At 34.0% G+C, this 11811-nt stretch carries 11 protein-coding genes; 5 read left to right on the top strand and 6 right to left on the bottom strand.

Translation table 11 applies throughout. The features are described 5' to 3' along the window. The 3 genes from ABJF52_RS15265 to galK form a co-directional block, all read left to right on the top strand. Positions 1 to 452 (top strand): sulfatase/phosphatase domain-containing protein (locus tag ABJF52_RS15265; RefSeq protein ID WP_348152115.1); only part of this gene is annotated, 452 nt, incomplete at its 5' end. A 73-nt stretch (positions 453 to 525) separates the two neighbouring features. Continuing rightward, complete coding sequence (locus ABJF52_RS15260; RefSeq protein ID WP_348152112.1) at positions 526 to 1671, top strand: formylglycine-generating enzyme family protein; 1146 nt, start codon at positions 526 to 528, stop codon at positions 1669 to 1671. A 3-nt stretch (positions 1672 to 1674) separates the two neighbouring features. Continuing rightward, on the top strand, positions 1675 to 2808 hold the full coding sequence (gene galK / locus ABJF52_RS15255) for a galactokinase (protein ID WP_348152109.1): 1134 nt from the start codon (positions 1675 to 1677) through the stop codon (positions 2806 to 2808). 5 nt (positions 2809 to 2813) lie between these two features. Here the strand turns inward: galK and ABJF52_RS15250 are convergent, their stop codons facing one another. Beyond that, positions 2814 to 3515: a LytTR family DNA-binding domain-containing protein gene (locus tag ABJF52_RS15250; RefSeq protein ID WP_348152106.1), complete on the bottom strand. Its 702-nt coding sequence runs from the start codon at positions 3513 to 3515 to the stop codon at positions 2814 to 2816. Between the two features lie 302 nt (positions 3516 to 3817). Here ABJF52_RS15250 and trxB point away from each other — a divergent pair, with 302 nt between their 5' ends. Beyond that, entirely contained in the window at positions 3818 to 4789 is a 972-nt protein-coding gene (trxB, locus tag ABJF52_RS15245; RefSeq protein WP_348152103.1) for a thioredoxin-disulfide reductase, read from the top strand. 60 nt (positions 4790 to 4849) lie between these two features. Here the strand turns inward: trxB and ABJF52_RS15240 are convergent, their stop codons facing one another. The 3 genes from ABJF52_RS15240 to ABJF52_RS15230 all read right to left on the bottom strand — a co-directional run bounded on the left by ABJF52_RS15240 (position 4850) and on the right by ABJF52_RS15230 (position 7481). Continuing rightward, the gene (locus ABJF52_RS15240) at positions 4850 to 5299 is read right to left on the bottom strand and encodes a hypothetical protein (RefSeq protein ID WP_348152100.1); all 450 of its coding nucleotides are present in this window, start codon (positions 5297 to 5299) and stop codon (positions 4850 to 4852) included. Between the two features lie 128 nt (positions 5300 to 5427). Continuing rightward, the gene (locus tag ABJF52_RS15235; RefSeq protein WP_348152097.1) at positions 5428 to 6471 is read right to left on the bottom strand and encodes an aminotransferase class I/II-fold pyridoxal phosphate-dependent enzyme; all 1044 of its coding nucleotides are present in this window, start codon (positions 6469 to 6471) and stop codon (positions 5428 to 5430) included. Further along, the gene (locus tag ABJF52_RS15230; RefSeq protein WP_348152094.1) at positions 6471 to 7481 is read right to left on the bottom strand and encodes a dipeptide epimerase; all 1011 of its coding nucleotides are present in this window, start codon (positions 7479 to 7481) and stop codon (positions 6471 to 6473) included. Before ABJF52_RS15230 ends, ABJF52_RS15235 begins: the two co-directional genes overlap by 1 nt. 331 nt (positions 7482 to 7812) lie before the next feature. Between ABJF52_RS15230 and ABJF52_RS15225 the strand changes: the two genes are divergently transcribed. Beyond that, positions 7813 to 9129, top strand: a complete 1317-nt coding sequence (locus ABJF52_RS15225; protein ID WP_348152091.1) for a hypothetical protein — start codon at positions 7813 to 7815, stop codon at positions 9127 to 9129. 87 nt (positions 9130 to 9216) lie between these two features. Here ABJF52_RS15225 and ABJF52_RS15220 read toward each other — a convergent pair whose 3' ends face one another. Then, positions 9217 to 9948, bottom strand: a complete 732-nt coding sequence (locus ABJF52_RS15220; RefSeq protein WP_348152088.1) for a head GIN domain-containing protein — start codon at positions 9946 to 9948, stop codon at positions 9217 to 9219. 98 nt (positions 9949 to 10046) lie between these two features. After that, positions 10047 to 11810, bottom strand: coding sequence for a PspC domain-containing protein (locus ABJF52_RS15215; RefSeq protein ID WP_348152086.1), 1764 nt, complete (start codon positions 11808 to 11810; stop codon positions 10047 to 10049). Between the last annotated feature and the right edge of the window lies 1 nt (position 11811).

Genomic DNA, 11811 nt, shown 5'->3' with positions numbered 1-11811 from the left:
TACCTATGATAGCTTCTTGGCCTGCTAAAATAAAAGCAGGGTCTAAAAGTGATAAAATTTCTGTGCATTATGATATGCTTGCTACTTTTACAGATATAGCAGGATATACAGATACATTTGATACTGATGGTATAAGTTTATTGCCAACCTTTTTGTCTGTAGAAAAACAAAATGAGCATGAATTTTTGTACTGGGAGTTTCCAAGTTATGGAGGACAGGTGGCCATGCGTATGGGCGACTGGAAAATAGTTCGACAGCATCTAAAGTCAGAAGAAAAACCTACCATCGAATTGTATAACTTAAAGGATGACCCAGCAGAGCAACAGAATATTGCAGATGAGCATCCTGAAATATTAAAAAAAGCTTCTGAAATATTTGCGAAAGAAAGAGATGAGCCTGAGTTACAGAGTTTTGCAATTCCATTACTTAACAGTGGTTTGTTGAGCGAATGAATATTAAAATCTTGACTGTAATTTCTTAAGTATTAAGTAAATTGCTGCCACAAAAAAATAAGGATAAAGAGGAATGCAATTTTATAAATGTTTAGTAGTAATTGTTTTAGCAGGATTAGTTTTTCAATGCAAGGAGGTAAAGAAGTCGGAAGCTGCCAAACTTGAAAGTGTTGAAACTGAAAAAAAGGAAATTATATCAAAAGTTCCTGAAGAACTAGTTAAAGAAGTGCCAGAAAATGTTGAAACTCCTAAAGGGATGACATGGGTTGCAGGAGCTAGTTTTTTACAAGGTGCTGTAGCGCAAGATAAAATGGCAATGGGACACGAAAGTCCTAATTTTAAGGTGGCCGTTGATGGCTTTTTTATGGATGTAACTGAAGTGACGAATGCGCAATTTTCAAAATTTGTAAAAGAAACTGGGTATATAACTGTAGCAGAACGTGCACTGGATTGGGAAGAAATGAAAAAACAATTGCCTGCAGGTACACCAAAACCACATGATAGTATTATGCAACCTGGATCATTGACTTTTAAAAAAGCAAAAAGCTCGGTTCCTAATTTATATGATTTCTCGCAATGGTGGAATTGGACCATAGGTGCAAATTGGAAACATCCAAACGGACCTGATAGTTCTATAAAAGGATTAGACAATAACCCTGTTGTACATATAGCTTACGAAGATGCCATGGCATATTGTGAGTGGATAGGGCATAGGTTGCCTACAGAAGCAGAATGGGAACTTGCAGCAAGAGCTGATAACACTGATAAAATATTTACTTGGGGCGATGATGCCTCAGGTTTGTCTACAAAAGTGAACTCTTGGGAAGGTGAATTTCCAGTATCGAATACAAAAGCAGATGGATTTGAAGCTAGATCACCAGTAAAATCATATCCACCAAATGATAACGGTTTATATGATATGGCCGGGAATGTATGGGAATGGACTAGCGATTGGTACAATACAAATTATTACAACGAAGTGGCCAATCAAGAAAACGAACTTTATAATCCACAAGGGGCCGCTAGTGCTTTTAATGAGCGTGATCCGTATGCCAAAGAGAAAGTGATGAAAGGTGGTTCGTTTTTGTGCAATGCTTCTTATTGCGCTAGTTATAGAATTTCAGCACGTATGGCAACAAGTCTGGATTCATCTTTAGAACATTTGGGATTTAGAACAGTGGCTACCCCTGCGATGCTTGCAAATAAAAAGAACAAATAGTTTATGGAATTTATTAAAAATTTCAAATCAGAATTAATAGTAGAATCTCCTGGACGAATTAATTTAATTGGTGAGCACACCGATTATAATATGGGGTTTGTGCTTCCAACGGCCATTGAAAAAAAAATTGTTTTTCAGTTTGCTAAAAATGAATCGCCCAATAAATGTCAAGTATATAGTACAACTTTTAATACTGGTTTTGAGCTAGACTTAAATACACTTGAAAAAAGTTCTGTTGAATGGGAAAATTATATTCTAGGGGTTTTAAATGAGATTTCAAAACGCACAAATAAGTTAAGCGGTTTTAATTGTACCATAGAAAGTAACTTGCCTACGGGTTCTGGTTTAAGTTCATCTGCTGCACTTGAATGTGGTTTAGCTTTTGGTTTAAATGACCTTTTCGATTTAGGTCTATCGAAAATGGAAATGGTAAAACTATCGCAAATTGCAGAACATACCTACGCCGGTACGCAATGTGGTATTATGGATCAATTTGCTTCCGTAATGAGTCAAAAAGGGCATATGCTTTTATTAGATTGTAGAACGCTGGAATACAAACCCATTCCAATTAATCTGGAGCCCTATAAAATAATATTACTAAATACTAAAGTTTCACATAACTTGGCTACAAGTGAGTATAATACGCGAAAAAATGAATGTGAAGAAGGTGTTGCTATTTTAAAACAAGATTACCCGGAAGTTAACTACTTACGTGATGCTAGTATGGCAATGTTAGAAGGGGTGAAAGAGCGTATTTCTGAAACAGTATATAATCGTTGTTCTTTTATTATCGCTGAAAACAAAAGGGTTCATCAAATGGCTGCGGCTTTAACAGCTAATGACCTGGAAACAGTAGGACAAATACTCTATAAAGCACATGAGGGTATTAGTAAATTTTATGAAGTGAGTTGCGCGGAATCAGACTTTTTAGTTGAATTTTCTAAGTCAAATATACATGTGCTAGGAGCGAGGCAAACTGGTGGAGGATTTGGAGGTTGCACTTTAAATATTGTTCATAAAAATGCAGTGGATGATTTTGTAAATGCAGCTACGCAAGCCTATAGAGAAAAATTTAATATAGAATTGGATGCTTTTGAGGTTAAGCCAAGTACTGGGACATTCAGTTATTCTAACTAAAACGGTTAAGCAGCACCCAAAGCTTCCTTAAGTTCTGTTTTTCTTTTTCTGCTTAGAGGTAGTTTTTCACCACAGAGCTCAACAGAATTGCTGTTAAATTTATCAACCTTGTGCAGGTTTACAATATACGATTTGTGAATCCTTAGAAAATCATCTTCAGGTAGTTTTTGAGAAAATGATTTCATTGATGATAAAACCAAAATGGAAGAATCGTTTAAATTAAGACGAACATAATCACCTAAAGCTTCTACCCATTTAATATCCGTTAGTTTAACTTTAACTTTTTGGAGACTGCTTTTTACAAAAATATGGCGATCATCTTCTACAACCTTCGCTTTATTTAATGAAGCATCCAGAGTTTTCCTCACTGCGATATTAAACCTGGCTTCATCTATTGGTTTAAGTAAATAATCGGTAACATTAAAATCAAAAGCCTTTAAGGCATAACTGGGGTCAGAACTAATTAAAACTATTTGCGGAGTATGCTCCATTGAACTTAATAAATCAAATCCATTAACTAAGGGCATTTCAACATCTAGGAATATAACATCTATTTCATTGCTTTTTACATTCTTTAGTACTTCTACACCATTCCTGTATTCAGCAACTAATTCAAGATTCGGATGATTGGTAATTAATTTAGCAACAATCGTTCTTTGTATTTCAGAATCGTCTACGACTATACTCCTCAGTTTTCTATTACTCATGATTGGCAATGTTCGTTAATTTTTTCGTCCTTGTTTGTCAGATTATTATTTTCAATAATCTTGCCAAACACTTTAAAACACTAAAAATTGGGGGAACAACTTTATTTTAATCCAAAAAAATATTAAAACTTAATATTTAATTTTAATTCAATTGGAATTCGGAGTTTACTTCCAATCAACATAAACAGCTAGCACCATTTGTAATCCGAATTAGTGGACAAATGTACCGAAAACTTTTGATAATTAAAATGTAAGGTTTTTTGCAAATCAACTACTTTTGTATAAGCATTAAATTAAAGAACATGTCAGAAAATATAGAAAGAGTAAAATGTTTGATTATCGGATCTGGCCCAGCAGGATACACTGCTGCGATTTACGCTGCCAGAGCTAATATGTCGCCAGTATTGTACCAAGGTACACAACCAGGTGGACAATTGACAACTACGAATGAAGTTGAGAACTATCCTGGTTATCCAGATGGGATAACAGGACCAGAAATGATGATGGAGTTTCAAAAGCAAGCTGAGCGATTTAACACTGATGTTCGCGATGGTTGGGTAACTAAAGTTGATTTTTCGGGACCTGTACATAAAGTTTGGGTAAATGAAACTAAAGAAATTCATTGTGATACGGTAATTATTTCGACAGGTGCAACTGCTAAATATTTAGGATTACCTTCTGAGCAAAAATATTTGAACTTAGGTGGTGGTGTTTCTGCTTGTGCTGTATGTGATGGATTCTTTTATAAAAATCAGGAAGTTGTTCTTGTAGGTGCAGGAGATTCTGCTGCCGAAGAAGCGCATTATCTTTCTAAGCTATGTAAAAAAGTAACTATGTTGGTTCGTAGAGATGCTTTTAGAGCTTCAAAGATTATGGAAGCTAGAGTAAAAAATACAGAAAATATTGAAATCTTGTTTAATACCGAAACTGAAGAAGTTATAGGTGACGGACAAGTGGTAACTGGTGTACGTGCAAAGAATAATATTACAGGAGCTATTTTTGATATTCCTGCTACAGGATTTTTTGTTGCCATAGGCCATAAACCAAATACTGATATTTTTAAGGAGTATTTAGATCTAGATGAAACAGGGTATGTTATTAAAACTCCAGGGACATCTAAAACCAATGTAGAAGGTGTATTTGTTTCTGGTGATGCTGCGGATCACGTATACCGACAGGCAATAACTGCTGCAGGTACAGGTTGTATGGCTGCGCTAGATGCAGAGCGTTACTTAGCTTCTAAAGAAGTTCCTGAAGAAAATGAACTTGCATAATATTTTTTGATTAGAATACAAAATGCCCTGCTTTTGCAGGGCATTTTGTTTACAAGTATTTTAATTTAGTCTTTTGTAATTTTCAGAGTTTATTCGATTGCCCTCTTCGTCTGTGAAAATTTGACTAAAAGAATTGTTTTTTAATTGAAGTTCCATTGTCCAGGTCATATCTTTATTTGCAACCTTTCGCATAGAAGCAGACATATATTCTAAGGTCTCTTGCAGTTGATTTTCTTCAACTTCATAAGAGCCATATCCAAACCATTCTACTGAATCATTCGGTACATATCGCGTCCACATAACTTTATTATCATAATACATTTTAATTTGCCGATAACCATCAGTAGCTGGTATGGTATCAGAAACATTTTCGCCATCTATATAATTATAATGACTTACTAATTCCCAAGTTCCTTCGATAGAAGGATGCATTTCAGGTTTTGTAGATGCCATTTCCGTTGCGGAAATGAGGAATAGCATCAGAAAAACCAATCCTAGTAATTTTTTCATGGTCGTATCTTTTTAGGTTAAAAATGTGTATATTCTAAGAAGTTACGATAAAATTTAATAAAAGTGTTGGTTTTTGTTTAAAATATCACGAATATGATATTTTTATCAACGTACACCTGCTTATTGTTTTATGAAAAATTATTAATAAGTGTAGTTAGCCTTTTTATATCGTTTTGCGTGTGATTAGCATTCAATACTATTCTAAGGACTAAATGGTCTTTTTCTTCGGGATAATTAAAATTTGTTACAAGTATTTTATTCTTTTCCAGATGCGCAGCTAATTTTTCATTTTCAAAAGCAAAACAGGGATAATTTGGCAGGAATTTAAATTGTTCAATTCGCGATATATTTGAAATGAAATGTTGAATGTTTTCTAATAATATTTTTCTCTTTATATCGGTAATTTTTTTAGATGCTAGTAAGGTAGCCATTGTAGCCGGTGCAGCAGGGCTAGCTGCCGCATACATATTTGTAGAACGCAGGTTTTCAATGCTCGTTTTAGTGCCTGCAATAAACCCAGCTTGTATGCCAAACCCTTTTCCTAAGGAACCACAAACAAATAGTTCACGTGGATTTAATTTAGCCAATAACTCGTAGACTCCTGTTCCGTTTTTACCAACGATTCCAAAACCATGTGAGTCATCAACTGCTACTGTAATTCTTTCGAGATTAATTTTACCTAGCCATTCAAAATCGGGATAGTTTTTACCGTTAAGAAGCATCGAATCTAAAAAGAGAACAGGATTTTTGTTTGTGGTTTCAAGATTATGATTTATATCATGAACTAATTCATCAAAACTTTCGTGATTTTTAGTGTTTAATACATGTAGAGCTTCATGTGTTGCAGGAGCATAAAAGCATTGGCGATTTGTAGCATGAAAGTATGTTACAAGCATCTGACCTGTTAAAAAACCTGATGATAAGGTAAGACAGTCTTCACTACCAATAAAATCTGCTAAATAATTTTCAGCTTTTTCATAAATAGCTAATTGAACATTGGCCTTTCGAGAAGCACCATAATTGGTACCGTATTTTTTTATGTTGTCTATAAATATTTCTTGAAAATCTTTATCAGTTTGTAACCCTAAATAGGCGGTTCCTCCAAAATATAGAAACTTCTCATTTTGAATGGTAATTTCACGGCTGGGAAAATTTTCTACCTCGTAAATCATTATAACAACGTTATTCCACTGCCAGCTAATTCAGGAAAAATAACTTCAGCATTGGAAGTAATTTGTACACCTTTGGCTATATCGTTACTTAAAAGCATGGCACCATCCATATCAACATAATCTAATTGTGGTAATAGTTGAGCAATAGCTGAAATACCAACCGTAGATTCCGTCATACAACCTACCATAACTTTTAACCCCAATTCTTTTCCTTCTTTAATCATTTGTAGTGCAGGGGTAAGGCCGCCACACTTGGTTAACTTTATATTGATTCCCGTAAAATGCAAGGCACATTTTTCAACATCAGATGCTACAATACAACTTTCATCTGCAATAACAGGTAAGACACTTTGGTGCATCACCTTTTCCATGCCTTCCCAATCATCAGCTTTTAAGGGTTGCTCTAAAAATTCCACACCTAAATCTTTTAAAAAGGGTGCGTTGAAAATTGTTTCTTTAGCAGTCCAGGCACAATTTGCATCTATTCTAAAGATGGCATCAGAATGTTTTCTGAGTGCTTTTACAATAGCTACATCATCATCAGTACCTAGTTTTACTTTGTAAATAGGCCATGGTACTTCTTTCATTTTCAACACCATTTTATCTATCGTATCTAAACCTATGGTGTAATTTGTAATCGGATAGTTTTCTTTTGATGTACCCCAAATTTCGTAAAGCGGTTTTCCTTTTAATCTTCCATAGAGATCATGTGCAGCAAGATCTAAAGCACAAATTGCAAAATTGCTTAATTTTCTATTTACCAAAAATGCGTGAAAAATTTCTGGAGAAGTAAAATCAAAATCTTCAATTTCATTTTTAATTGAAGTGATTTCTTCCATCATGCTTTCAACCGAAATTTTGTAATACGGATTGGAAGTTGCTTCTCCATATCCTGTTTTTCCATCCAAAGAAAGCGCAACAATTAAAGTATTCTGAAAGTCATGAGATTCTCTTGAGATACTAAATGTGTGCTTTAGCGGAAGTATATATTTTTTGAGTTCTATATGCATGAAAAAAGTTTGTACTAATATATATAAACCCGTGATGAAAAAGTAAAACTCACCTAAATTTCAACAGTCTTTTTGGAATAATTTATAATCTTAAATATTGATGCTAAAATCTAATTAATACGATAATAAACATCAAAATAATTAAAAATTTATTTTTGGAATCTATTTTATAGAAATAAAAGTAGTTGATGTGATTTAAAGGAAAACCTCTAATTGATTGAATACGTTGTAGATGGAGCGCATATTAAGTGTTTTTGTCGATAATAGTTCAATACAAAACTGAGAAATGGTAGATTTCTGGTTCGGTTGAATGGGAATAGAATTTTATATGATGAAAAAAGTAATTATCCTAGTTTTTTTGCTCGTGGGTGGTTTAGCATATTCTAGTGCTAAACAGTCAAGGCATGTAATGCAAGATACGCTTAATGAATCTTTAAAAGATTTAAAATGGGCTTCAGAATTTAATTTGTTGACTACCAATTCTCCTTCTGAAAATACAACAGCTTTACGGAATATTTTTCGTGAAAATGAATCTGGAAATTTAAATACAATTTGCATTGAAAAAGGAGTGTATAATTTTGATGATTCTATACTACCCAATGGAATAAGCGATTTTAAAATATTGGCAGAAAAGGGTGTTGTTCTAAATATTACTACAGATCAACCGATTATAGACTCTAGATTAAATTCGGGTGGCATCAACAATCTTTATATTGAAAATATAACCTTTAGTTCAAGTTATAAAGGTGTTACCAATGAAAATGAAAATCCTGCGCTATTTTTTGTTGGAGCTACACCTATAAAAAATATAACCTTTAAGGAAGTGAATTGGACTGCACCTGGTGGAACTATCAATGGTTTTAAATCGGCTAATGAATCTAATTATAAAACGGAATCTGTTCATTTTATTAATAACAAATGGTACGATATTAGTCGAATGGCAATAGAATTAATTAACCATGTTGATCATGCCGTTTCTAGATATAATGATATTAAAATTGAAGGGGGGTCTGTAAATAATATTGGCCTTGCAGGAACTAATGGAATTGGTATTAGCTTTTCGGGTAGGGGAGATTATAATAGTATTAAAAATGTAACCTTCAATAATATTCCTATTACAGCAATTGAAAATGTTGGTTCCTGGAATACAGTATATGCTGAAAATGTTTTTGAAAAAAATGTGGAAGTGCCAATACTAATTACAAACACTTATGAAAAGAGGCAAATAAAAATTATTGACAATGTAGATACTGAACAAGCAAAGGAGGGTAGTGGTATGGAGTTCACCAATATAACAGGTTTAACAATGTCGGGGAATACTTTTCATACCGGTATTTACTTTAATAATGTACGCGATGTAAAAGTTACTAATGATGTTTGGATTTCAGATGTTTATGGTACTGTTTATGTCGATGGTAATTCGGGTGATTTTCAATTTAAAAATGTTTCTATTGAAAATAATTCAGAATATAATCCTGCTATAATTACGAATGGCGATTCCGTAGAGAATATAGAATTTATAAATGGATTCATAAAGTTTAATGGACCTAAATCTGCTCATACAGGTTCTGGAAAAAGTGCACTGCACATAGAGAACACAAAAATTAAAGATGGATCAAAAGCAACTATTGTAGAGAATCCCAAATAAAAAATAGTCCTTAAAATGTTTTTTTAAGGACTATTTAGAAGTGTTTAAGTGTAGTTGATTGGTTGTACTATATAGTAGTTTTAAGTTCTAATATTGATGTACACTCCCAGAAACAGATTTGTTTTTTTTCACTGTTGGGTCACCGTCATATCTGATGTTTCCTCCACTAGTGGCGTCAGCAGTTAAACTCTCCATAACATTTACGGAAATATTGGAGCCGCTACTAGCATCAGCATCACAAATTTTGGACTGCAAATCTTTGGTGTTGATATTTGCACCGCTACTACCATCTACTGATAACATTTGTGTTTTACCTGTAATGGTAAGGTTGGCACCGCTACTTGCATCGATGTCTAAATCATTTGTAGCTACTTCTGCTTCAATGCTTGAACCGCTACTCGAATTAATATCAAGCTCGTCAGATTTTATTAAACCTTCGGCATCCATATGCGCGCCGCTGGAGCTTTTAAGTGCGGTAATTTCTGGTAGCGAAACAAAAACCTTTTTGGTGGCTCTACCTATATTTTCAATAGCATGAATTCGAAGCTTTCCATTATTAATGTCAGTACCAATAAGGTCGATGATGTTGGAATCTCCTTCCACATTAATTTTGAATTCATTGGCCTGCGTTACATAAACTTCTATGCCTTCCGAAGCTGAAATTTCAGTAAAATCGTCAGTTACTTTTCGTTTGTCGGTTACTACTTCACCGTTTCCCTTTACTCCGGATCCAAAATCTCCGATGTTAATGTCCATGCCACAAGAGGTGGCTAAAAATGCTAAGATGAATCCGATTGCGATTCTTGATAATGTTGTCATGATTGTTGTTTTATTGATTGATGTAAATTTGATAATTCTATTTTTCCTATTTAAAATCTATTTTCCGAACTGTTGATATTTTAAGATGAATTGTAATTTTAGTCTTCGTCAGTATTTATTTTAACCCCATCGCTATCGATATTGATGTCTACATTGTCTCCATTATCGTTGGCATTTATATTAACACCGTCTTCGTTTACTTTCAATTTAAATGCCTCTCCGTTATCATTAATATTAATATCAATGCCGTCTTCATTTATTCGAATGTGATTTTCGTCTTCCTCTTCTTGTTCTTCATCCGGACATTCTAAACAAATTAGTTCACTGTCATCTCCCATTTTCCAATAAAAATCTTCTAGGTCACCAGAGTTGCGATTTGTATCTGCACTCATGGTCCAGTTACGATCACTTTCAGAATTGTATTTTAGTGTTGTACCCACTGGGATAAATATTTTAACGTGAACTTCTTGATCCTTGAACTTACTTTCACTATTAGTAGTTAAATAATCGTTTAGTATTATTCTATTGCCAATTACCTTGTAATCATAGTTTATTTTTTCAGCTACCGATCTAGCTTCTAAGACCGAAGGACCATTAGCTTCTCTTTTTACTTCAATTCGTACTACCGTGTCATTCGATTTCTTTATTCTAAATCGTACATCGTCTGAAAGTAAGATTGGTTCGCCATCATCATCGTAAGTCATCACCATATCATCCATACGCACATTAGAACGGTTATCCCATAAATCGGTGCGTACTAATTCAATATTTAATGTGTCAGAAGTATTTTCTAAATAAAGCTCTTTCTCAGTTGTAATTCCACCACTATACGCATGTGCCGCTGCCTCTTTTACTCCCATAATAATTAGAGAAATAATAGAAATTATCCAAAGTCCTAATAGCGAAAACTTAGCAATACTTCCAATCGACTTTAGATTGTTCACCATTATCTTTAATCCCAAATAAAGGAGAAAGAAAAATGGAATTCCTATCGCAAAGAATAATAATAACGACCATACCCAAACTGATGTACCTGTAATATTATCTAGCACATTTTCTAAACCTGGTAGATGTATCCAGTCCAATGTGCCGACAGTTAGCATTCCTATAAACATGCCAATAATTACAGATGCTCCTATTAAAATTAATATGATACCGATAAACTTGCCGAAAATTTTAAATAAGAACATGATGATATCGCCTACAGTGTCGAAAAAAGTTTTTCCACTGTTCTTAACTTTACTGTAGTCGGCATTTTTTACTTTATCTGCAACATCATCAAATCCTTCCTTTACTTTTCGCTCTATATTGCTAATGTTAATAGCTTCACCACGCATATCTAACTTTTGCGAAGTGGTTGTTGCTTCTGGAATTAAAATCCATAGTAAACCGTAGATTAGAATAAATCCTCCAGTAGAACCAATGGTTAGAACAATCCATAACAACCGAATCCACAATGGGTCTATATTAAAATAATGGGCCAAACCTGCCGAAACACCAGCTACATATTTTTGCTCTGTATCTCTATAAAATTTCTTAGCACGCTTTCCAGAAGTTTTCGCTTTAGACGAAATTGGTTCATCTTCGAAAATATCCTCGTCAACCATATAATCTTCAGGTTGCCCCATAATAGCGATTACTTCGTCAACTTCTTTTACGGTAATAACTTGTCTTTCATTTTCTAATTTATCATGAAAGAGTTCAGCGATACGCGCTTCGATATCTGCAATAATTTCATCGCTACCTGCTGTATTTGCAAAAGAGCGTTTTACCGATTCGAGGTAGCGTCGCATTTTGTTGTACGCCTCTTCATCTATATGAAAGAGTACGTTTGCTAGATTTATATTTACTGTCTTGTTCATT

The organism is Aurantibacter sp. (assembly GCF_039941195.1).
Classification (GTDB): Bacteria; Bacteroidota; Bacteroidia; order Flavobacteriales; family Flavobacteriaceae; genus Aurantibacter_A.
This window is presented reverse-complemented; position numbering and strand designations above follow the sequence as displayed.

Excerpts from the sequence above, each read along its gene's own strand:
- ABJF52_RS15260 (WP_348152112.1), top strand. The coding sequence starts at position 526 with ATGCAATTTTATAAATGTTTAGTAGTAATTGTTTTAGCAGGATTAGTT.
- ABJF52_RS15225 (WP_348152091.1), top strand. The coding sequence starts at position 7,813 with ATGAAAAAAGTAATTATCCTAGTTTTTTTGCTCGTGGGTGGTTTAGCA.
- ABJF52_RS15240 (WP_348152100.1), bottom strand. The coding sequence starts at position 5,299 with ATGAAAAAATTACTAGGATTGGTTTTTCTGATGCTATTCCTCATTTCC.
- trxB (WP_348152103.1), top strand. The coding sequence starts at position 3,818 with ATGTCAGAAAATATAGAAAGAGTAAAATGTTTGATTATCGGATCTGGC.
- ABJF52_RS15250 (WP_348152106.1), bottom strand. The coding sequence starts at position 3,515 with ATGAGTAATAGAAAACTGAGGAGTATAGTCGTAGACGATTCTGAAATA.
- ABJF52_RS15235 (WP_348152097.1), bottom strand. The coding sequence starts at position 6,471 with ATGATTTACGAGGTAGAAAATTTTCCCAGCCGTGAAATTACCATTCAA.
- ABJF52_RS15215 (WP_348152086.1), bottom strand. The coding sequence starts at position 11,810 with ATGAACAAGACAGTAAATATAAATCTAGCAAACGTACTCTTTCATATA.
- ABJF52_RS15230 (WP_348152094.1), bottom strand. The coding sequence starts at position 7,481 with ATGCATATAGAACTCAAAAAATATATACTTCCGCTAAAGCACACATTT.
- galK (WP_348152109.1), top strand. The coding sequence starts at position 1,675 with ATGGAATTTATTAAAAATTTCAAATCAGAATTAATAGTAGAATCTCCT.
- ABJF52_RS15220 (WP_348152088.1), bottom strand. The coding sequence starts at position 9,948 with ATGACAACATTATCAAGAATCGCAATCGGATTCATCTTAGCATTTTTA.